Origin of the sequence: Flavobacterium pectinovorum (assembly GCF_006438875.1) — a bacterium.
Classification (GTDB): Bacteria; Bacteroidota; Bacteroidia; order Flavobacteriales; family Flavobacteriaceae; genus Flavobacterium; species Flavobacterium pectinovorum_A.
Genome location: NZ_RCZH01000001.1, coordinates 500,954 through 524,900 on the forward strand (window position 1 = coordinate 500,954; position 23,947 = coordinate 524,900).

Genomic DNA, 23,947 nt, shown 5'->3' on the forward strand with positions numbered 1-23,947 from the left:
TAAAATATAAAACATACAGATGAATCAACCATTAGCATATGTTCATCCCGGCGCCAAAATCGCTAAAAACGTTGTAATAGAACCTTTTACAACAATTCACAATAATGTTATTATTGGTGATGGTACTTGGATTGGTTCAAATGTGACCATTATGGAAGGTGCTCGTATTGGAAAAAATTGTAATATTTTTCCAGGAGCGGTAATTTCTGCAGTGCCACAAGATTTAAAATTTGGCGGAGAAGATTCTCTTGCTATTATTGGAGATAATTGTACCATTAGAGAATGTGTTACTATCAATAGAGGTACGGTTGCTTCAGGGCAAACTATTCTAGGAAACAATTGTTTAGTTATGGCTTATGCACACATTGCACACGATTGCGAGATTGGTAATAATGCCATAATCGTAAACGGAGTAGCTTTGGCAGGTCACGTAGTTGTTGGTAATCACGCCGTAATTGGTGGTTTGGCAGCAATTCATCAATTTATTCATATTGGAGATCACGCTATGATTTCTGGTGGATCTTTGGTTAGAAAAGATGTTCCTCCTTATACAAAAGCTGCAAAAGAGCCATTATCATACGTAGGAATCAATTCAGTAGGTTTAAGAAGAAGAGGTTTTAGTACAGAGAAAATCAGAGAAATTCAGGAAATTTACAGAATTCTATACCAAAAGAATTATAATACAACACAAGCTTTAAGTATTATTGAAGCCGAAATGGAAGCTACTCCTGAGAGAGATGAAATTCTGGATTTTATCAGAAACTCATCACGAGGAATCATGAAAGGTTATTCAGGAAACTATTAAAATAAAGTTTAATTGTTTATTTGTTTAGTCGTTTAATCGAATAAACAAATAAACAATTAAACGATTTAACAAAAAATAAAAAAGAAAACAAATGGCATCTACATCAGATATTAGAAACGGATTGTGTATTAAATTCAATCACGATATTTATAAAATTGTTGAATTTCTTCACGTAAAACCTGGAAAAGGTCCTGCTTTCGTAAGAACAAAATTGAGAAGTTTAACTACAGGAAGAGTCTTAGATAATACATTTTCTGCAGGACATAAAATAGAAGATGTGCGTGTAGAAACGCATAATTATCAGTTTTTATATGCTGAAGGAGATGAATTTCATTTTATGAACACAGAATCTTTTGAGCAAATTTCTTTGAATAAAAATATTTTGGATGCTCCGGGATTATTGAAAGAAGGAACAAGTGTAATGGTTCAGGTAAACACTGAAACTGATTTGCCTTTATCAGTAGATATGCCATCATCTGTAATTCTTGAAGTTACTTATGCTGAACCGGGAGTTAAAGGAAATACAGCTACAAATGCAACAAAATCTGCTACGGTAGAAACTGGTGCTTCTGTAAACGTTCCTTTGTTCATCAACGAAGGTGATAAAATTAAAATTGATACAGCTTCAGGGAATTACATGGAGCGTGTAAAAGAGTAGTTTTTTAATTAGATAATTTGTCAATGAGTCAATTAGAAAATTAGTGAATAATCACAATTTTGAGCATTCATTTTCTGATTGACACATTTCTAATTGGCACATTTTCTAATTGACAAATTTTCTAATTTAAATATATGAAATTTCCAAAGATTCATTCTTTACAAGAAATTGCAAATTTGCTTGAGTGCGAATTTATAGGTGACCCAAATTTTCCGGTTTCAGGCATGAACGAAATTCATGTTGTGGAGCCAGGAGATATAGTTTTTGTAGACCATCCCAAATATTATGACAAAGCTTTACAATCAGCAGCTACTATTGTTTTAATTAATAAAAAAGTAGATTGTCCGGAAGGTAAAGCACTTCTGATTTCTGATGATCCTTTCAGAGATTTTAATACACTAACCAAACATTTCAGACCTTTTCAGGCAACAAATGTATCGATAGCTCTTTCTGCAACTATTGGAGAAGGTACTGTAATACAACCCAATTGTTTTGTTGGAAACAACGTTACAATTGGTAAAAACTGTGTGATTCATCCAAATGTTACTATTTACGATCATACCGTAATTGGAAATAATGTAATGATTCATGCGGGAACTATTTTGGGCGCCGATGCATTTTATTACAAAAAACGTCCGGATGGTTTTGATCAGTTAATTTCTGGCGGAAGAGTTGTAATTGAAGATAATGTTGGTATTGGTGCGCTTTGTACTATTGACAAAGGTGTAACAGGTGATACCACAATAGGCGAGGGAACAAAATTGGATAATCAGGTGCATGTTGGACATGATACTGTGATTGGAAAAAAATGTTTAATTGCTTCACAAACAGGTATTGCAGGTTGTGTGGTTATTGAAGACGAAGTTACAATCTGGGGACAAGTAGGAACAACCAGCGGAATCACGATAGGAGCGAAGGCTGTTATTATGGGGCAAACGGGTGTTACTAAATCGGTTGAAGGGGGAAAATCTTATTTTGGAACTCCAATCGAAGAATCAAGAGAAAAGCTAAAACAATTGGCTAATATCAAAAAGATTCCTGAAATTTTAAATAAATTGAAATAATATGTCTATTAAAGAATTTGTTCAAAAATTTTACAAGTCAGATGCCTTAATTGATAGTGAAATCATGAAAATTTATTTACATCCTGATGTAAAATTGGATTGGAACAGCACTAAAGGATTGATCGAGATGGATTACAATTCAATGTTAGATATGGCAAATGAGCTAAGTCGTGCGTATGTGCGTTCTAAGGTCAGAATTAGCCATATTATTGCAGAAGAGGATTTAGTTTCAATTCGTTATTCGCATTTTGTAAAAACGATTGAAAACCCAAGAGAAGAGATGTTATTAGCCCATTTTTCTACAATTTGGCAAATAAAAGACGATAAATTATATCGTGGTTATCAAATGAGTCAATTTTCTTGATTTTTTTGAAGACAAAAAGGTTAAAATACGTTACAAAACCTTACTTTTGCATCACAATTTTAAAAACTACATAAAATATATATCATGAGTGTTTTAGTTAATAAAGATTCCAAAATAATTGTTCAAGGATTTACAGGAAGCGAAGGAACTTTCCACGCTTCTCAAATGATTGAGTACGGTACTAATGTTGTGGGTGGTGTTACTCCTGGAAAAGGTGGAACTAGCCATTTAGATCGTCCGGTTTTTAACACAGTAAAAGACGCTGTTGAGCAAGCTGGAGCTGATACCTCTATCATTTTTGTTCCGCCAGCTTTTGCTGCTGATGCAATTATGGAAGCTGCTGATGCTGGAATTAAAGTAATTATTGCTATTACAGAAGGAATTCCTGTAGCAGATATGATTAAAGCAAATAATTATGTTAAAGAAAGAAATTCTAGATTAATCGGGCCAAACTGTCCGGGAGTTATCACTCCGGGTGAAGCTAAAGTTGGTATTATGCCAGGTTTCGTTTTCAAAAAAGGAACAGTTGGTATCGTTTCTAAATCAGGAACTTTAACTTATGAAGCTGCTGACCAGGTTGTAAAACAAGGTTTAGGAATCACTACAGCTATTGGTATTGGTGGAGATCCAATTATTGGAACTACAACAAAAGAAGCTGTTGAATTATTAATGAACGATCCTGAAACTGAAATCATCATTATGATTGGTGAAATCGGTGGTCAACTTGAAGCTGATGCTGCAAGATGGGTAAGAGCTGATGGTAACCGTAAACCAGTTGTTGGTTTTATCGCTGGAGAAACTGCTCCTGCTGGTAGAACAATGGGTCACGCAGGTGCTATTGTTGGTGGTTCTGATGATACAGCTGCTGCTAAAAAACAAATCATGAGAGACAACGGAATTCACGTTGTTGATTCACCAGCTGAAATTGGTAAAAAAGTAAAAGAAGTACTTGGATAATCTCCAATATTCAAAATAAAAAATTCCAAAAAAAAGTCTCAATATCTTGTTGAGACTTTTTTACATTTTTAAAATAATTGGAATTTAATTTAAAACTTAGCAACTCAGATTCGAAGTCCCAAAACTTCGGGATAGAAGCTTAAAAAAAAGAAATATGTACAAAGAATTAGAAAAGTTTAAAGTAAGCAATAGTTTTACTTTTACAATCGAAGATAGTTTAGAACAAACTTGTAATGCTCCGGAATCCGGTGCAGGAGTTTTTGTAGTTTATGCTGTTGAAGGAGATGCAAAAGAATTAATCATGGTTGGTTCTACAGGAACTGTTCAAAATGATGGAACTTTAAAAAGTAAAAATGGTGGTTTATACGATAAAATCGTAAACGGACACCAATTTGCTAAAACTGGTAGAAAATATTCTTGGCCAGCACAAATGAAATTAGAAAATATCGATGCTCTTGAAGTAGTTTGGTACGAAACTTTTAATGCTGATGTAAAAGGAATTCCTACGACTGTTGAAGGACAAGTTTTGCAAAACTTCCTAGATGAAAATGCAAAATTACCAAGATGGAATGTAGCTTTTTAAAAAGCTATTTTTATACCATTTATCGAAAGCCTTACTATTTATTTAGTAAGGCTTTTTTACTTTTATATATTTCTCATTGAATTTATGATCTATAAACCGCCATTTTTGTGACATGTAAAATAGTTTTAATGTTTTTAACTTACGTGCAACTCATTGGACTGGCTAACCGAAGATAGTAATTAAAGGAATTTTAGTTGAGATTTACAGTAGTAAAATCCCACAATTTATACATTTAACAAAATAAAATTAAGATATAAATAACAAGGTTTAGATGAACTAAACCGCATAAAGAAGCAGTTTTCTTGTATTAGGAAACTGCTTCTTTTATGTAAAAAAATTGGTTTTAAATATTTGCTTTTATATATTTATCGCACAAAACCAAAAGATAATGTTAAAAAAACATATTCTTTGTATTAAGTAAAAAAAGTTTGTTTTAAGTATCAGCCACTATTACCATGAAAACCTCAACCGTAGAATTTAGCACCTTTGATGATATTACCCTTTGGACTAGTCTAAAAGAAGGGGACGAAAAATCATTTTCGATGTTGTTTGAAAGATATTATGCCGATTTGGTGAGTTATGGCAATTCACTTTCTCCGTATCATGAAAAAGTACAGGATTGTATTCAGGATGTTTTTACGGACATTTGGGTTTATCGCAATTCATTGCAGCATTCAGTGGTGGTAAAAGCTTATTTATTATCAAGTGTACGCAAGAGAATTGCAAGACTGCATGAACGTGATCATATTTTTCGCAAAGCAACAAACACAGATTCTATTGCATTTTTACTGGAGTTTTCTGTAGAGCATGAATTTATAGATGATGATTATGCTACTAAGGAAAAAGTTACTTACCTGAATAAATTATTAAACGAATTACCTCCTCGCCAAAAAGAAGCTTTGTATCTAAGATATCATCAAGGACTTAGTGTGGAACAAATTGCCGAAATGCTGGATGTAAATTACCAATCGGCGAGTAATTTGTTGTATCGCGGTTTGCTTGCCCTTCGCAAAGAATGGAAGGGTACTTTTTCATTATTTCTACTACTATCTTCAAGTAGTTTTTAATTTTATTTAAAGAAATATAAAAAAAATCACAATTTGGTGAGTATATAATCAAAGAAGTGTCCTCTATGTTTTTGTAACCTTATTTTTAGATGCAAAAACGTAATACATATACCGAAATAGAAGATTTTTTATCTGATGAATCATTCCAGTCGTGGATTTTATTAAAAATCGACAATGATGGTTGGGAAGAGTGGACTTTAGAAAGTCGTCAACGTGCAAAATTAGTCGAAGATGCACGACACTTATTGTTGGCGATGAAAGTTCCGGATTCAAAATTGTCAACTTCAGATATTCGCAGAGCGTTAGAAACGACTTGGCTGAAAATTGAAGAAAAAGAAAATCAAAAAGATTTATCGGAAAATTCAAATGTAAAATTCCTTAGAAAATGCTTTCTAAACGGAGTTGCAGCAACTTTAATTTTTGGATTAATATCGGTTTGGTCTTATAAAAATTATTTCCACACAGATAATAAAGTGGTTACCTACAAAGAACTTATTGATGAAAATAGCGAAGGATTAGTGGAGCAAACCAACAATTCAGACAAACCGCAAATTATTACATTATCCGATGGCAGTTCGGTTTTATTACAGCCCAATAGTAAATTAAGTTATCCTAAAATCTTTACCGGAAACGAAAGAAAGGTGTATTTATCCGGCGAAGGTTTCTTTGAAATTAGTAAAAATCCTAAAAAACCTTTTTACGTTTATGCAAACGAGATTGTCACAAAGGTTGTTGGAACTAGTTTTAGGGTCAAAGCTTACTCTGATCAACCTGACGTTGAAGTTCTTGTTCGCACCGGTAAAGTTAAGGTTAGGTCTAACGAAATGATTTCAAAATCAGATCATGAAGAGATCATTTTACTTCCTAATCAGGCATTGCGATTTGTGCGTAATGATCTAAAATTCAATAAAATCACAAATATTACTCAGGATGTTGAACTGGCTCAAAGCGTTGGAAATATTGAACAGTTAAGTTTTGAGTTTAGCGATATTCCTGTTTCTCAGATTTTTGAAACAATCGAGCAGGCTTATTTAGTAGATATTGATTATCCTAAAGACAAATTAAAGGATTGTCATCTTACTACTTCACTGAGCGACCAGCCTTTGACCGAGAAATTAAAAATTGTCTGTAAAAGCATTGGCAATAACACCAGTTTTGAAATGAACGGAAATCAAGTTATTATAATATCACAAGGCTGTAATTAATTTCAATGTATAACTGTAATTATACAAGATAAAATTAGCACTGGAAAATAATATTTTGAAGTAAATCCTTTCTTTTTTAAGTGAGATTGTAATTTATTTCTTTTGAAACAAACCAAAACCAAATTATAAACTAAAAACCAGAAAAAAACCAAAAATGCCTATGTAAAAGATGATGCATAAAAAAAGTGCCGAAATGCTGTAACATTTCGACACTTATTAAAATTGAATTTCTCTCTGTAAAGAGTCATTCAGTACGTTTCTTAAAATACACTCGAATCAGTATTAATCAAAACAAACCAAAATTATGAAAAAACCAGTTGTTAAACAACGATTACTCCATCGAATCATGAAAATAACACTATTTCAGTTTGTCCTTGCACTTGTGTTTTCAAGTGTTGCAATGGCAAACGATGTAAATGGGCAAAAAAAATTAGATACCAAAGTCACAATTACAGTTGAGAATTTGACTTTGGATAATGCATTATCTAAAATTGAAAAGTCTGCGCATGTAAAATTTTCTTATAATTCCAGATTACCACAATTAAACCAAAAAGTGAGTATTGAGGCTAATCAGGAAACATTGGCAAGTATTCTAAACAGAGTATTGCTTCCGTTTAATATCACATATGCAGAAGTTAGTAATCAGATTATTTTGCAAAAAAATGTTGTAAATCCGTTTACAAACACAGATACTCCCGATTCATTATTAGAAATATTAACTGCGGGTCCAATTATCAAAGGAAAAGTAACAGATTCAGGAGGAAACCCTTTGCCTGGTGCGACAGTATTGGCAAAAGGAACTAAAATGGCTGTATTAACAGATTTTGATGGTTATTTTACTATCGAAATGCCAGCTAACAGCACTAAACTTATCATTTCTTATGTAGGTATGGAGACAAAAGAAATTGATACAAACAATACTACACCAACGATTGTTTTGAATGAATTGGGGCAAAATTTAAAAGAAGTTGTAGTAACTACAGGTTACGAAAAAACATCTAAAAGAACCTTTACCGGTGCTATAAGCAAAATTTCAGCAACTGAATTGAAGGTTGACGGTGTTGTGGATGTTAGTAGAATGATTGAAGGAAAAGCAGCAGGGGTAACAGTTCAGAACGTAACTGGAACTTTTGGTACAGCACCAAAAATTACGGTTCGTGGATCTTCATCAATTTTTGGAGATACAAAACCTTTATGGGTTATTGACGGTGTTGTTCAGGAAGATATTATTAATATTTCGTTTTCTGATTTGGCCTCAGGAAATTCTGAAACATTGTTAAGTTCTTCTGTAGCAGGTTTAAATGCGAATGATATTCAGAGTGTAGAAATTCTAAAAGATGCATCGGCAACTTCTATTTATGGTTCAAGATCTTTAAACGGAGTTGTAGTTGTAACGACAAAACAAGGACGAAGAGATTCACCATTAAAAGTGAGTTATTCTGTTGAAAACACAGTAAGAACTGTTCCTAGTTATTCTCAATATGACATTTTAAATTCTCAGGAATCTATGAGTATTTTAAAAGAATTGGAAGGATATAGCGGAGACGGTAAAGGATTTTTGGAAATCGCGTCATCACTTAACGGAAGATTTGGAGGAGTTTATAATATTATGGCAAAACAAATTGATACTTACAATAAAACAGGAGGTCAGTTTGGAGTTAGAAATGATGAAGTTAGCCGTAATCAATTTTTAAAGAAATACGAATTAGGAAATACAGATTGGTTTAATGTTTTATTTAGACCATCTATCACTCAAAATCACTCTTTGAGCTTTTCAGGCGGTGGAAAAAACAATACCTTCTATGCTTCTCTTGGATATTATTCAGATCCGGGCTGGACTATTGCAGATAATGTAAAACAATTAACTTCAAACATAAAAGGTACATTTTTTATTAATGATAAATTAAATATTACCTTATCTACAATGGGTTCCATACGTAACCAAATGGCGCCGGGAAGTTACGAGAGCAAATCAGATCCTGTATACGGAAGTGTAAACAGAGAGTTTGATATCAACCCTTTTAAGTATGTTTTAAATACAAGCAGAACTTTAAGACCATATGATGATAATGGAAATTTAGAATATTACAGAAATAACTGGGCTCCAATGAATATTATTAATGAACTTAATAATAATACACTGGATATTAAAGTAAATGATATTCGTTTTCAATTGGATTTAGAATATAAAATTAATCCTCATTTAACTTATAATCTTACAGGTTCAGCCAGATACGCCAATACTTCGAGAGAACATAAAATTTATGAAGATTCAAATGTTGCTGCCGCTTACAAAGCCGGTACTGCATTAAGTGTAGAAGGAGAAAATTCAATCGTTCAGGATGCAAATATCTTTTTGTACCGTGATCCGGATAATTTGACAGCACCAAAAGTATCTGTGCTTCCAAATGGAGGATTTTTAAGAAAATTCACAAATGATATGACTTCTTATAACATTAGAAATAGTGTTAATTATAGAAATACATTAAATGAAAAACACGAATTAGAAGGTTTCTTTGGTACAGAACTTAGATCAGTAGATAGAAATAGCGACAATTTTACTGCAGTTGGACTTCAGTTTGACAGAGGGCTTACACCTTTTATTGATCCTAGATTGATTTCTAAAATCGTAAATGATGGTGATTCTTACTATGGTTTTGATGCTGAAAGAGAAAGAACAGTTGGTTTCTTCGGAAAAGTAGGATATACTTATGATCGTCGTTATACAGCTTCTCTTACAGGTCGTTATGATGGTTCTAACAGACAAGGAAACAGCGGTTCTAACAGATGGTTACCAACTTATACTGTAAGTGGAAAATGGAATATTACGGAAGAAAATTTCATGAAAAATGTTAAATCTATAAACAATTTAGCATTAAGAGCTTCTTATGGACTTACAGCTACTGCGGGACCGGCAACAAACTCATTGGCGATTTACAAAAGTTTTATTACGGACCGTCTTTCTCTTGCAAACAGAGAATCTGCAATATCGATTGATGAATTACAAAACGGTGATTTAACCTGGGAAAAACAATACGAAACTAACATTGGTTTAGATTTAGGAATGTTTAATAACAGAGTACAATTTGTAACGGATGTTTATACTCGTAATGCCTTTGATTTGGTTGATTTTGTAACAACTTCAGGAGTTGGAGGAGAAAGTATTAAGCAAGGTAATAATGCCGATATGAGAACTAAAGGTCTTGAGATAGGTTTTACAACTCAGAATATTGTAACAAATAATTTTAGATGGTCGACAACACTTAATTTCTCTGTTTACGATCAAAAAATCACAAAATTACAGAATAAGCCATCTGCTTTCAGCTTAGTAAACGGAAACGGCGGAAACGCTTTGGGATCTCCTAGAAACTCTATTTATTCGTATGATTTTACAGGATTAAATAATCAGGGATTGCCAACTTTCAAATTACAGGATGGTGCAGAAAACAATATGACAGATGCTGATTTTCAGGATACAAATGATGTCACTAAATACCTGAAATATGAAGGTTCTATTGAGCCAAATAAATCTATAGGTTTAGCGAATACTTTTACTTACAAAAGTTGGTCTTTATATGTGTTTATTGTAGGTTCAGGAGGAAATAAAGTTCGTTTAAACCCTGTATATGATAGCGTTTATGATGATTTGACAGTGTTTACAAAAGATTTTACGAATCGTTGGATAAATCCTGGAGATGAAAACTTTACAAATGTTCCGGTTATTGCAGACAAAAGATTAATAGCAAATAATGGAGGAGAACGCACGTTAGCAAAAGCTTACAATACCTATAATTATTCTGATGTGAGAATTGCCGATGGTGATTTCGTGAGATTAAAAAATATCTCATTGGGATGGGAATTCCCTAAAGATTTCAAGAAAAAATTAGGAGTAAGCACCTTTACTTTAAAAGGATCAGCAGTAAACCCTTGGTTGATTTATTCTGATAAAAGACTAAACGGTCAGGATCCGGAATTCCGTAACACAGGAGGTGTAGCTTTTCCAATCACATCACAATACACATTTGCCATAAACCTTTCATTTTAATATAATTGATTATGAAAAATATAAAAATAGCTTTATTTCTAGTACTACTTGTTGGTGTTAGTAGTTGCGATGATTTCCTTTCGGAAACACCAGATAACAGATTGCAAATTGATACACCAGAAAAAATATCCGAATTATTGGCAGCTGCATATCCAGACGGTACTTATATCGAGCTTACCGAAACGATGACGGATAACGTATCTGATAATAAAAGTTCACTTGTAAATATAAATAACGCACAAAGCTACAATTGGGATTTACAAGATGATCAAACCGGCAGAGATACTCAGGGTTTTTACTGGAATGCTGCTTACAAAGCAATTGCAACAGCAAATCAGGCATTGGCATCTATTGAAGAACTTGGAAACACACCAAATCTTAATCCTCAAAAAGGAGAAGCTTTGCTAGCCAGAGCTTATGCTCATTTTATGTTGGTTTCGATATGGTCAAATCGTTATAATCCTGCAACAGCAGGAACTGATTTAGGAATTCCATATGTGACAAAACCAGAAACTGTTTTGCTTGCAACTTACAAACGTGGTACTGTAAAAGAAGTTTTTGACTTAATACAATCAGATATTGAAGAAGGTTTAAAATATGCTACCAACGAATACAGAACAGATTATTTAAAATATCACTTTAATAAAGAAGCTGCAAAAGCTTTTGCAGCCCGTTTTTATACTGCAAAAGGAGATTGGAAACGTGTATTGGAACTTACTGATGGATTAGGAAACAAACCTGTAGGAAAGCTTAGAGACTGGGTAGCTTACAACTCTTATGATTTTCCGAATAAACCAATTGAATATGCAAAAAACACGCAGGTTACAAACCTTTTAGTAGGATTTCCAAGTTCAATTTGCGGAAGAGCAACAAGTAGTAACAGATTTGCTTTTACAAGAGCAAAAGAGAGAGATGAGATACTTGGCAGCGACACTAATATATTCAATAAAGATTGGTTAATTGATATTTCAATACAAGGTGCAAGTGGAGCAAATGTGGCGGTGTATAAATTTGGCGAGTATTTTAAATACACAAATGTTACGGCACAAATTGGACTTCCATTCACAGGAGTTGTGTTATTTTCTAACGATGAAATGTTCTTAAACCGTATCGAAGCGCATGTTATGACAAATCAATTGGATGTTGCGACTTCAGAGTTGGAATATTTTTTAGGAACCAGAACAGATGGACATGATGCTTCAGATGTATTGACAAAAGAAATGGTATATGATAAATATCCGGTTATTGATGGTGAATACACTCCGTTTTATTCCCTTACTGCAGAACAAACCTCATTTATTAAAGCAATTACAGAAGCCAGAAGAAGAGAGTTTTTGCACGAAGGACTAAGATGGTTTGATATCAAAAGATTTAATTTGGTTGTACAGCATAATACCTACAATTCACAAGGACAAATAGCTAAGACTAATATTTTGGTTAAAGATGACAAGCGTCGTGCTGTGCAAATACCACTAAATGCGTCTAACAATGGAATTGAAAAAAATCCGAGATAAATTTAATTTACACTATTATGAAATTAATTAAACAATATAAAAATATAGCATTGGTACTTGGACTTCTGACACTTGCATCTTGTTCTCAGGAAGACCAGCCAACAGAAAGTTTATTGAATTTTACCCCAAAAGTAAAAACTGATTTAGACAGATGGATTGATACAAACTATATTGATCCTTATAATATTAGCGTGCAATATGAGTGGAATCAAAATGTAGTAGATAATAATAGATTTTTATTTCCGCCGGCAATAGACAAAGTACAGCCGGCATTAGAAATAATCAAGAAAATATGGATCGACAGTTATACAACAATAGGAGGAAAGGATTTTGTTAAAATCATTGCACCAAGAGATTTTGTTTTGGTAGGCGGCGTAAACGTAAATCCGGATGATGTCTCCAATACTTTAGGTTTAGCCGAAGGAGGAAAGAGAATTTCTCTTTTTCAGGTTGATTATGTAGACAAGAAAGATCGCGCAAGTGTAACCGAATTTATTCATACAATTCAGCATGAATATGTACATATTTTAAATCAGACTAAAACATTTGATGTACAAGCCTGGTCAAAAATAACACCAAAGGATTATAGCTCAGACCCTTTTAGCATTTCAGATGAAGAAGCGTACGAACTTGGTTTTATAAGCGCTTATGCAAGATCAAACTATACAGAAGATTTTGCAGAAACAGCAGCAATAATTTTGTTAAACTCAGAAGAAGATTATGCAGCATTATTGGCGAGCATTACAAATCCGGCTGGAGTTGCTGCATTAAAGCAAAAAGAAGCACTAGTAGTTCAATACTATAGAGATGCTTTTAATATAGATTTTTATGCGCTAAGAGACGAAGCTCAAAAGAATACCACAAAGGTTCTAAATGATTAAAAATTTAACAAAAGATAAATTATGAAAACTAAAAATATATTGAAGTATTTATTGCTCATTATTTTGATGTTGCAAGTAAATAGTTGTGTAAGCACAGATGCCGAGCAAAAGTTTGAAGACTCGCCAACAGAGCGTTTAAACAAACAAAAAAAGGAACTGGACGATTTATTACTTTCTGCCAAAGACGGATGGAAAGCAGTTTATTATACTGACGATAATCAATTAGGGGGATTTACACATTTGTTCAAATTTTTGCCTAACGGAAAAGTAGACATGGCTTCTGATTTTGACGATGATACAGAGAAACATAATAGTCAATATGAAATTCAATTAGGAAGTACCGTGAGTGTCGTTTTTACGACAGAAAATAAAATTCATTTATTGTCAGATTCTGGTAATTCACCGCTCGCTGCAGGAAAAGGATTTTTGGGAGATTTTCAGTTTTTATTTTACGGTCAGGAAAACGGAGACCTTGTTTTCAAAAGCAATAGAACCGTAAAAGAAGTTCGTTTTGTAAAAGCGACACCTCAGGATTGGGACGATTTAAAAGGAAACACCATCATGAACAAAAACATAACAGGTGATATTAATAGCCCATTATTCAGAACCCTTGAAACTACAGATGGAACAACAGTTAAAAAATACGAGCTTAACTATAATTCCGTAGTTCGATTTGGAACAGCAATTCCTTTGCAAGATGGAAATGCCGAAACCCTTAAATTGGCAGTTGCCTTTACGCCAACAGGAATAACTGTAAGACCGGCAATTATCGTAGGAAGTCAAAAATTGACGGATTTTGTTTATAATGAAACTGATAAAAGTTTTGTTGCAACAGGAACAAGCGGTGCAAAAGCTACTATTCAATTTACAAATGCACCTCCGAGATTAACAGATGATTACAAACTATTTTTAGAAGGAGGAGGACAAATTACAATAGGATATATAGCTGCGAATTTATCTGGTGCCGCTACCAACTCCCCTTACGCTAAAGCAATATTAGCTCAGGTAAATGCTGCTTTGCCAGCAAATCAAAAAATTGCGAGAGTTCAGATAGCTTTCAACGATCCTTTGAATGGTAATTACATCGCGTACACATTTACTGGAGGAAAAGCAACTATCTATCATTTTTTCACCACTAGTGAAGATGCTGTAAATAAGACAATCATCTTAACTGATGACGGTTGGATAGGAACTCCGGCAGCAAGAGCATTCTTGAAAGTTTTAGATGATGAAATTACAAATCCTAAAGGATTATATCTTAAAAAAGAATCGTTTACCATCTTCTATACGAATGTTATTTACACTTATGCAAGTGCAGCCACTCCGTTTAGATTGACGAATTACAAATTTTAATAGTTTAGTTTTTTTAGTTTTGTTCTTGATTTTGGATAAAAAGCGGCTCCAATCGAGCCGCTTTTTTAAAGAATAGAATAATATCAAGAATTTAATTAATTGTGACTTTTGGTTTTTATTTACAAAATATTAATGAATCCATTTATTGTTACGTCTGAAACTCAACAGACATAAAATGATTGAGAATACAATATTAAACAACCTGATTATTATGTTAGAAAAAATTTTAAATCTTAGAGGAGTTGAAGTACTTAGTATTAATCAACAAAAAAATGTAATGGGCAGCGGCAACGGCAACGGAACTGCTATATGTACCATTCCCTGGACTCCACTTCCTTATTATGGGCCATGTATTATGGAGGCGCAAATAAAACCGGTTGAACCAATATGCAAAGCAACAATTGATGGTATAGAATGCCTATAATAAAGTTATTTCTTTTAGAACCGTTTCATAATTTATGAAACGGTTTTTTTTATCTTTTCGCTTTAAGAAATCTGCTTTATTCATAAATTACACAATTGTTATTTTTTTAAAAAGGGAATTATCATATATTTGACAAGTCATTTATAGCCCTGATAGAAGCGGTATCCTTTTACTGGCTCCTTTAGACAGAAAAAGATACAAGTGGATAGCAGGAATAGCTACAAACAATTATTAAAATTAATTTTGAATATGAAATTACTAGAAGGAAAAGTTGCCATCATTACGGGCGCTAGTCGTGGAATTGGAAGAGGAATCGCAGAAGTTTTTGCTAAACATGGTGCAAACGTTGCTTTTACATACAGCTCATCTGTAGCGTCTGCAGAAGCTTTAGAAGCAGAATTGAATAGTTTAGGAATTAAAGCAAAAGGATACCAGTCAAATGCGGCCGATTTTAATGAAGCACAAACTTTTGTTGATGCTGTTTTGGCTGATTTTGGAACTGTTGATATTTTAATTAACAACGCCGGAATCACAAAAGATAACCTATTAATGCGTATGTCCGAAGCTGATTTTGACCAGGTTATTGATGTCAATCTAAAGTCAGTATTTAATATGACAAAAGCAATTCAAAGAACATTTCTAAAACAACGTGCGGGTTCTATCATCAATATTAGTTCAGTAGTCGGAGTATCCGGAAACGCTGGACAAACTAACTATGCAGCTTCTAAAGCAGGTGCAATTGGTTTTACAAAATCAGTAGCATTAGAATTAGGTTCCCGTAATATTCGTTGTAATGCAATTGCACCGGGATTTATAGAAACCGAAATGACAGCAAAATTACCGGAAGATGTAGTAAAAGGATGGAGAGAAGGAATTCCTTTAAAACGTGGAGGAACAGTAGAAGATGTAGCAAATGCTTGTCTTTTCCTTGCTTCAGACATGAGTGCATACGTTACAGGACAAGTCCTTAATGTTTGCGGAGGAATGTTAACCTAAAAAGTCTCAGTTTACTGTTTTCAGTTTACACTGAAAACTAAAAAACTATTCCATAAATATCAGTTTTTGGTTTTTCGGTTTGCACTGAAAACTGAAAACTGTGACTGAAAAACTATTTAAATATTTCAGTTTACGGTTTTCAGTTATTGCTGATTACTGAAAACTGCCACTGAATACTAAATAAATATGACTACAAACACGATACTATTATTATTGCTTTCATTAGTAATAGCTGGAGGGTTGTCGTATTTTCAATATTTTTTAAAAGCCAAAAACAAATCCAATGTGATTTGGTTTTTGGCTTTTTTACGTTTTTTAGCCATTTTTGGATTATTAGTTTTACTGATAAATCCAATAATGACCAAAAATTCACTCGAAATCACCAAAACGCCACTGGCAATTGCGGTAGATAATTCGAGTTCGATTACGGCTTTAAAATCAGATAAAAAAGTTGCCGAATTATATCAGAAATTAATTTCGAATCCTGCCCTTCAGGAAAAATTTGAAATACAATCGTATCAATTTGATGCAGATTTCAAACCTTCTGATAAATTTGATTTCAAAGGAAAACAAACCAATCTTGACGAAGTAGCCAAGAATTTAAAAAGTATCAACAAAAACCTGATTTTCCCAACAGTTATAATTACTGACGGAAATCAAACTACAGGAAACGATTATGTATATCGATTTGATCCTGTCAATAAAGTTTATCCCTTGGTTGTGGGAGATACAACCACGTTTCTGGATTTAAAAATCAATCAGCTTAACGTAAACAAATACGCTTTTCATAAGAATAAATTTCCGGTGGAAGTTTTTCTGCAATATTCGGGAGATAAAACCACAACTGCTGATTTTACAATTTCGCAGGGAAATTCAGTTGTAGCCAGAGAAAAAGTTTCTTTTTCGCCTTCAAAAAAAACAGCCACTTTAAATTTGCTTTTACCGGCAGACAAAGTAGGATTACAAATTTTTAAAGCGAGTATTTCATCCGGAGCAAAAGAAAAAAACAGTTATAATAACATCAAGAATTTTGCGGTAGAAGTTATCGATCAAAAGTCTACAATTGCCATAGTTTCTGCTATAAATCATCCTGACATTGCCGCATTAAAACGCGCAATAGAAGTTAATGCACAGCGCAAAGTGATTTTGGTTAAACCAAATGATATTAATCAATTACAAGAAGTTTCGGTTTTAGTTCTTTATCAGCCAACAACAGCTTTTAAAGCCATTTTTGACAATAATAAACTAGCAGGAACAAATACCTTTATAATTACAGGAAACAACACCGATTTTAATTTTCTAAACCAACAACAAAATAGTTTGGTCTTTAAAATGAGTGGACAAAGAGAAGATTATTTATCCGAATTTCAATCGCAGTTTAATTTGTTTGCGATAGATAATATAGGTTTTGAGAATTTTCCTCCATTGCAAAATTTATTCGGAACCGTTACAACAAACGCAAATGTGTCTGTTTTACTTTCGTCAAAAATTAGAAACGTTGCTACAAATGCGCCTTTATTGGCTTTCGCCGAAAATCAAGGAAAAAGAACTGCTTTTCTTTTAGGAGAAAACACTTGGAAATGGCGTTTACAAAGTCATATCGACAATCAGTCATTTGAAAAATATGATGTTTTTGTAGACAAGATCATTCAATATTTAGCTTCGACAACTTCAAGAAAATCATTGGTTGTAACACACGAGAGCTTCTACAATTCAGGCGAAGCAATTGTAATCAACGCACAATATTTCAATAAAAATTATGAGTTTGACGAAAAAGCCAGACTTACAATCACGGTTACAAATGCCGAAACTAAGCAAGCTAAAAACTACGATTTACTAAAAGGAAATAATTCATTCTCCGTAAATCTGGACGGTTTATCAACCGGAAAATACAATTTTACCGTAAAAGAACTAAATACAAACACATCATATTCGAGTCATTTTGAGATTCTGGATTTTGATATCGAAAAGCAATTTGTAAATCCGGATGTTACAAAACTTAAACAACTTGCACTTCAAACCAACGGAAAAGCATTCTTTGAAGATCAAGCCGATAATTTGATCAATACACTTTTGGAGAACAAAGAATACAAATCGATAGAGAAAAATATTTCGACCAAAACTCCATTAATTGATTGGGTTTGGTTGTTGATTTTAATCGCTGTTTTATTGACAACAGAATGGTTTGTTAGAAAGTATAATGGATTATTGTAAAAATTAGTTGCAAAGGTTCATAGGAGCAAAGGTTCAAAGGTTCAAAGGTTTGGGTTGTAATTTTTTTTGCCACGACCCAAGCTTGAAAGAGCGAACAGACGAAGTAATTTCACAAATGAGCACGAATTATTTTTATTGAATAGGCTCCTGCTTTATTTGGAGATAATTAATTTGAATATAAAAGTTTGGCTTTAGCCGAATATTGAAAATCCAATTTGGCTAAAGCCATAAATTTATATCTAAGAAAAACATCAAAATTAACTAAAATCTAAATTTTTTAATATGTCTAAGTTATTGAAAAGCAATAGCAAAGAAGATGTTGTTTTTAATACGTTTAAAACACAACTTGAAAGCAAAGGCTTAACTATTGATTCTATTGATAAAGAAGGATTTATTATTATAAACGTAGAAGAATCTGAATTAAAAGTAAGTTTAGATAATGTTAGACGTAATTACGAAAGAGATAATGATGAAAGTTATATCACAGATTTAGTTAATACAATTGTTTCACATTCATCAAAAAAAGAAGGTTGGGAGAGTATAAAAGATAAAATATACGTACAATTTTTCCCTAATGACTTTGAGTTTGAAAACCTAATACATGAAAAGGTAACAAATGAATTTAGCAAAGTTTTTATGGTAAATACAAATAATAACTTTTCATTTATTTCTGATGATGATTTGATAGATTGGGACTTAGATGTAGAAGAACTAAAAAATCAAGTTAATTTAAATTTAGACACTTTTTTAGATAAAGTAAAAATAGAGATTGAAGATATTGATAATCATAAACTAGGAATGATTGATATTGAGGAAGTTTGGCTTAAAAGCGCTTGTCTCTTTTCATCAAAAATTAAGGATTTAGTTAAAAATAATATTGGTTTCCCATTTTATGCTGTTATTCCCGTGAGAGACTTTTGTTATATTTTTGGAGAACAAGATTTTGAGTATTTTTCTGAACGGCTTGGTTCTGTCGTAGTTGAAGAATATGAGAAATCGGGATATCCAATTACAACTGAAATTTTAAAATTTTCGGAAACTGGAGTTGAAGCAATGGGAAAATATTAAATATATWGTAGTGAGTTTTTATTACAGATTTCACGAATAAAAGCGATTTTTTTTGTTGAATATCCTCCATATTTAGCTTAATGACATTAAGTTAGAAAAAAAATACAATGGGACAATTTGTTATGGAATATCTTTTTGTTCCATCGGAACATTTCATTGGTAGCCCAATAAATATGGCGTTTTTTCACGTTCCGTAGGAACGTTTGATTTTATAAATAATAATTGGTAAAAACATATACGGATTACATATACAATTTCTCAAACGTCCCAATGGGACGATGTTTCTCTCAATGCATTTTTTTTCTACCAATGAGGTGTTCCGATGGAACAAAATCTAAAAAAAAGCTTAACTTGAAATCTGGAACATGAAACAAAAAAACTAAAAAAATGGATTTCAGGCTAAAAGTTTTCTACACCGTTGCACTACGCTTAAACTTTACTAAAGCGGCAACGGAATTATATATCTCGCAGCCAGCGGTTTCTAAACATATTCAGGAGCTGGAAGAAACTTATAAAACCAAGCTTTTTGAACGAAATGGCTCTAAAATTGCCTTAACTCCAGCCGGAGAGATTCTGTTAAAACATACCAAAAATATTTTCGAAATCTATCGCGAAATCGACTTTGATATGAGTTCGTTTATCAACGAACGTCAGGGTTTATTACGATTAGGAGCAAGTACGACAATTGCGCAATATCTGATTTCGCCAGTTCTGGCACGTTTCCACCAAAAGCAAAAAGATATAAAAGTCAATTTGCTGAACGGAAATACGGAGCAAATCGAAAATGCCTTAATCAACAAAGAAATCGAAATTGGAATTGTTGAAGGACAATCTAAAAATCAGTCGATTAAGTATATTCCGTTCTTAAAAGACGAATTGGTTTTGGTTTGTAATACCAAAAATCCATTAGTGCAGCAAAATGAGATTTCATTGGAAGATTTAAAAACCATGAAATTCATAACGCGCGAACGTGGTTCCGGAACACTTGAAGTTATAGAATTTGCATTGAAACAAATTGGTTTCAAAATAACCGATTTACAAATCGAAATGCAATTAGGAAGTACAGAGAGCATAAAATCATATTTATTAAATTCGGATTGTTTTGCCTTCATGTCAATACATGCAGTAGATAAAGAGCTTAAGAATAATGAACTTATGGTTCTGGATGTAGAAAATTTATGTGTCGAAAGATATTTTTATATCATAACTTTACTCGGAAAATCAGATTCATTATCTGAACTTTTTATTCAAAATATCGCAGCTTACTATAACTTAGAGTTATAGTCGATTGCAATTTACGATTAGTGATTATGATATAAACGGCAGACCTTTGTAAAAGAAATATCAAATCTATTATTTTGAAAACGAATCAACATACAACGTCACATTTACTCGAAGTGAATCTTTATATACAACAAGCAATTTTTATATTCATAATTGGTTTATGCCTGTTCTCGATAATTTCTCCGCCAATTGCATTATTACTAGGAGTTATAATGGTGAATATTTTTGGAAATCCATTTGTAGAATTCAACAATAAAGGAATTACTTATTTACTACAATTTTCAGTTGTAGGTTTAGGTTTCGGAATGAACGCTTCAAGTGCGCTTTCTGCCGGAAAAGAAGGCTTCGTGTTAACAATATTTTCAATTTTCAGTACCTTAATATTAGGTACATTTCTGGGAAAATGGCTTAGAACCGATAAAAAAACGTCACATTTAATCTCTTGTGGAACCGCGATTTGTGGAGGAAGTGCTATTGCAGCGATTTCGCCAATTATCAAGTCAAACGAAAACCAAACTTCAATTGCTTTGGGCGTAATCTTTATCCTGAATTCTATCGCATTATTTGTTTTTCCGTTTATCGGACATCAACTTGATTTGTCTCAGAAAGATTTTGGTTTATGGTGTGCAATTGCCATTCATGACACCAGTTCTGTAGTAGGCGCTGCCAATAAATACGGCGCGGAAGCTTTGCAGATTGCAACAACCGTAAAATTGGCAAGAGCATTATGGATTATCCCAATTTCGCTTTTGACAGCCGTAATTTTTAATAAACAATCCAAAACCACAGGAACCAAAATTAAAATTCCTTACTTCATTGGATTATTTATTGTCGCAATGCTTTTCAATACTTATGTACCTGCAACCGGTATTATTGCGCCCCATATTGTAGGTATTGCAAAAATTGGATTGACAATTACGTTGTTTTTAATTGGAGCAACGTTAAATATAAATACTTTAAAATCAGTAGGAGTGAAGCCTCTTTTGCAAGGAGTTTTACTTTGGGTTTTTATCGCGTGTTTAGGTTTGGCTTCAGTATTATACTTTCATTAAAAAGATTAATTTATTTTACTTTTGAAAACTTAACAATTGGTTTATCAATCATTTTATATGATTTTCCTTTAAATGAAAAATGCTTTTCAATCTCGAAGTCAAACTGTTTTTTCGTCTTTGCCATTGCAGCTATTTCTTCAGGTAAAGTGACTTCGAATTCATCCTTATCTTGTGCAGCTTTATCAAAAGAACCGGTTGTTTTAATGATTATATCTCTAAAATGTTTTTTGGCACCGTCTTTCACCACAGTATAAGAACTGGACCAATCTACGCTTGCAACATTTGAAAGTTGATAATTATAGACTTCCATAATGGGTTGATATTTGCCTTCAAATCCGGCAACAAGATAAAGAATGCCTTCAAAAGGACCGCCAGCTCCGCCATTAACATGTAATAATGTAAAAGCGTATTGATCCTCGCCAATTTCGACAAGCTTAGGTTTTGGTGCTTGTGCAAATGCCCCAAAACCGGCAACTGCGGATTGAAAAGATCTCATTTGCCAGATTTTATCATTCTTTGCAAATTTGGCTACACCAAGAAGACCTCCGGTAAATCGACTGGTTTGTAAGCCATCTTCGTCATAATCAGAATGATTAAAAAATAAGAGTTTGAATTCATTTCCTTTAGAATCTTTATAATCGATATTTTCCAAAAGTCGTGTGGCAACACCTTTTGTATATGGAAATAACTGATCACCATCGATCTCATTTACATCCTTAAATGTATTCGGTTTACAACTTTTACAGTTCCAACTTATAAAAGTGTTATGATCTGATAATTTATATAATTTACCGGGAAAGAGTTTTTGCATTGTTTTTACAGCATCCAACGGATCAGAAACCTGCAATGTCCTTTTGGGATTTAAAATGGTATCACTAACGTTTTTTAATTGCACAATATCCTGTGCTGTACAAACTGAAGTAAAAATGAGAGAAAAAAGTAAGGCTTTAGCTAAATTCATTAAAAACGGAGAATAATATTAAGACTCAAATTTACATAGTTTCAACGTATTTCTTGAAATTATCTTATAAATTCTTTTAACCTGGTTTTATAAAAATTAAAGCCTTTTCTAAGCTTTAAGCAAAAGGTTTTTGTTGCCATTAATTAATATTTTTAACAATAAGATTGTAGTAAGTTTATTTTAAATAGTTGTAAATGAATATTTCGTATTACAGTTTGATAAAATACAATCAGTTTTATCTTACTGAAAACTAAATATTTGCAATGAATATTTTTAGGGCCTTAAAATCTTCATTAACTTTTTAAAACTATCTTATGAAAAAACCACATTTTATGGAACAAAGTTTCAAACTAATTCCTGTTTTATTTTTAGCTCTAAGTATTTCATTTTTTGTTAGTTGCGACAAAGCTGATACAGATCAGAAAGATCCTGAAGCAAAACTTTTAACAGCGGGACAAACTCCTGCAAGATCAACTTCCGGTTTAACTTCAAAAACAACATCAAGTTTTGGAGATATTGGAAATGGTGTAAATCTGCAGCCTTCTTATTACAACGGAGGAAATTGTGATTTGGGCTGGAACTTAATGAAACAAAATACTAAAATTAAAACCGTTAGAATTGAAGTAGAACCGGGACAGGAAACCAATGCTAAAAGATGGATTTCTGAAGCAAAGTCCAATGGATTTTTGGTAATTGTTACCTATCATAAATCGAGTGTATTAGGATCAGACAGTACTGCTGAATTGAATGCCGCCGCTACATGGTGGAAGAATAATTACAGTAGTTTAGGAGGCAATTTTGTTATTAATCTAATCAACGAATGGGGAAGCCATAATATTAGTCCGGCGGCGTTTGCTGCTGCATATAATACTGCAATTACTGAAGTTAGAAAAGTATACAGCGGTACGATTATTATTGATATTCCGGGTTGGGGGCAAGAAACTGCTACTGCGGCATGTGCTGTAAAAGGCTGTTCTACCGGACAGACAAAAATTAATGATACTAAAATTATTTTGTCCGCCCATATTTATCCCGGAGCTTATAATCAGGCAAAAGGACGTTATATGAATACTTCTGATATTGACGATTTGGCTTCATCCGGAAGACCTTGTATGATTGGTGAATTTGGAAATAGCGGAGGATCCGGTGCTGATTGGTCCGGAATTGTTGATTATGCCAAAAATAAAGGATGGACTATTTTAGGCTGGGCATGGGATGGTGACGGCGGTTCTATGAATATGATTACGCCCCAATTTCAGGCTTATACAAGCGGAAATCCTAAAACATATACAACATCATCTTATTTTAGTGTTGTTTATAATAAATTGTAATTAATAGTTTTTTCAGTCACAGTGCTATAAATGAAGTATCTGTGGCTGAAAAATTCTCAGTTTGCTTGTGACTTTGTTTAATTTAATTAAAATAACATAATATTTGTTAGTATTCTTTTGA

20 protein-coding genes are annotated in these 23,947 nt (G+C 33.0%); 19 read left to right on the plus strand and 1 reads right to left on the minus strand.

Going from position 1 to position 23,947, the window contains the following annotated elements; all coding sequences use genetic code 11:
- Positions 1 to 19: 19 nt before the first annotated feature.
- The 18 genes from lpxA (at position 20) to EAH81_RS02125 (ending at position 21,534) form a co-directional block, all read left to right on the plus strand.
- Positions 20 to 805, plus strand: a complete 786-nt coding sequence (lpxA, locus tag EAH81_RS02040) for an acyl-ACP--UDP-N-acetylglucosamine O-acyltransferase (RefSeq protein ID WP_017497513.1) — start codon at positions 20 to 22, stop codon at positions 803 to 805.
- Between the two features lie 91 nt (positions 806 to 896).
- The gene (efp, locus tag EAH81_RS02045) at positions 897 to 1,463 is read left to right on the plus strand and encodes an elongation factor P (RefSeq protein WP_089479142.1); all 567 of its coding nucleotides are present in this window, start codon (positions 897 to 899) and stop codon (positions 1,461 to 1,463) included.
- Between the two features lie 134 nt (positions 1,464 to 1,597).
- Entirely contained in the window at positions 1,598 to 2,527 is a 930-nt protein-coding gene (locus EAH81_RS02050; protein ID WP_140503186.1) for a UDP-3-O-(3-hydroxymyristoyl)glucosamine N-acyltransferase, read from the plus strand.
- 1 nt (position 2,528) lies between these two features.
- A complete protein-coding gene (locus tag EAH81_RS02055; protein WP_140503188.1) occupies positions 2,529 to 2,891 on the plus strand; it encodes a nuclear transport factor 2 family protein in 363 nt (120 codons plus the stop codon).
- 84 nt (positions 2,892 to 2,975) lie between these two features.
- Positions 2,976 to 3,848, plus strand: coding sequence for a succinate--CoA ligase subunit alpha (gene sucD / locus EAH81_RS02060; RefSeq protein WP_140503190.1), 873 nt, complete (start codon positions 2,976 to 2,978; stop codon positions 3,846 to 3,848).
- Positions 3,849 to 4,002: 154 nt separating this feature from the next.
- Positions 4,003 to 4,431, plus strand: coding sequence for a hypothetical protein (locus EAH81_RS02065; RefSeq protein WP_099712377.1), 429 nt, complete (start codon positions 4,003 to 4,005; stop codon positions 4,429 to 4,431).
- Positions 4,432 to 4,886: 455 nt separating this feature from the next.
- Positions 4,887 to 5,498 (plus strand): RNA polymerase sigma factor, encoded by a 612-nt coding sequence (locus EAH81_RS02070; RefSeq protein WP_140503192.1) that lies wholly within the window; start codon positions 4,887 to 4,889, stop codon positions 5,496 to 5,498.
- A gap of 89 nt (positions 5,499 to 5,587) precedes the next feature.
- A complete protein-coding gene (locus EAH81_RS02075) occupies positions 5,588 to 6,703 on the plus strand; it encodes a FecR family protein (protein WP_140503194.1) in 1,116 nt (371 codons plus the stop codon).
- A 304-nt stretch (positions 6,704 to 7,007) separates the two neighbouring features.
- Positions 7,008 to 10,748: a SusC/RagA family TonB-linked outer membrane protein gene (locus EAH81_RS02080; protein ID WP_140503196.1), complete on the plus strand. Its 3,741-nt coding sequence runs from the start codon at positions 7,008 to 7,010 to the stop codon at positions 10,746 to 10,748.
- Positions 10,749 to 10,759: 11 nt separating this feature from the next.
- Complete coding sequence (locus EAH81_RS02085) at positions 10,760 to 12,262, plus strand: RagB/SusD family nutrient uptake outer membrane protein (RefSeq protein ID WP_140503198.1); 1,503 nt, start codon at positions 10,760 to 10,762, stop codon at positions 12,260 to 12,262.
- Positions 12,263 to 12,279: 17 nt separating this feature from the next.
- Positions 12,280 to 13,143: a substrate import-associated zinc metallohydrolase lipoprotein gene (locus tag EAH81_RS02090; protein ID WP_140503200.1), complete on the plus strand. Its 864-nt coding sequence runs from the start codon at positions 12,280 to 12,282 to the stop codon at positions 13,141 to 13,143.
- Positions 13,144 to 13,164: 21 nt separating this feature from the next.
- Positions 13,165 to 14,496: a DUF4302 domain-containing protein gene (locus EAH81_RS02095; protein WP_140503202.1), complete on the plus strand. Its 1,332-nt coding sequence runs from the start codon at positions 13,165 to 13,167 to the stop codon at positions 14,494 to 14,496.
- A 175-nt stretch (positions 14,497 to 14,671) separates the two neighbouring features.
- A complete protein-coding gene (locus EAH81_RS02100) occupies positions 14,672 to 14,920 on the plus strand; it encodes a hypothetical protein (RefSeq protein WP_140503204.1) in 249 nt (82 codons plus the stop codon).
- A gap of 249 nt (positions 14,921 to 15,169) precedes the next feature.
- A complete protein-coding gene (fabG, locus tag EAH81_RS02105; RefSeq protein ID WP_140503206.1) occupies positions 15,170 to 15,916 on the plus strand; it encodes a 3-oxoacyl-[acyl-carrier-protein] reductase in 747 nt (248 codons plus the stop codon).
- A gap of 186 nt (positions 15,917 to 16,102) precedes the next feature.
- Positions 16,103 to 18,130, plus strand: a complete 2,028-nt coding sequence (locus EAH81_RS02110; RefSeq protein WP_140503208.1) for a hypothetical protein — start codon at positions 16,103 to 16,105, stop codon at positions 18,128 to 18,130.
- Between the two features lie 282 nt (positions 18,131 to 18,412).
- Positions 18,413 to 19,198 (plus strand): hypothetical protein, encoded by a 786-nt coding sequence (locus tag EAH81_RS02115; RefSeq protein WP_140503210.1) that lies wholly within the window; start codon positions 18,413 to 18,415, stop codon positions 19,196 to 19,198.
- Positions 19,199 to 19,585: 387 nt separating this feature from the next.
- On the plus strand, positions 19,586 to 20,482 hold the full coding sequence (locus tag EAH81_RS02120; RefSeq protein ID WP_140503212.1) for a LysR family transcriptional regulator: 897 nt from the start codon (positions 19,586 to 19,588) through the stop codon (positions 20,480 to 20,482).
- Between the two features lie 74 nt (positions 20,483 to 20,556).
- Positions 20,557 to 21,534: a YeiH family protein gene (locus tag EAH81_RS02125; RefSeq protein ID WP_140503214.1), complete on the plus strand. Its 978-nt coding sequence runs from the start codon at positions 20,557 to 20,559 to the stop codon at positions 21,532 to 21,534.
- A 10-nt stretch (positions 21,535 to 21,544) separates the two neighbouring features.
- Here the strand turns inward: EAH81_RS02125 and EAH81_RS02130 are convergent, their stop codons facing one another.
- Entirely contained in the window at positions 21,545 to 22,495 is a 951-nt protein-coding gene (locus EAH81_RS02130; RefSeq protein ID WP_140503216.1) for a hypothetical protein, read from the minus strand.
- A gap of 314 nt (positions 22,496 to 22,809) precedes the next feature.
- Here EAH81_RS02130 and EAH81_RS02135 point away from each other — a divergent pair, with 314 nt between their 5' ends.
- A complete protein-coding gene (locus EAH81_RS02135) occupies positions 22,810 to 23,826 on the plus strand; it encodes a glycoside hydrolase family 5 protein (protein ID WP_140503218.1) in 1,017 nt (338 codons plus the stop codon).
- Positions 23,827 to 23,947 lie beyond the last annotated feature (121 nt).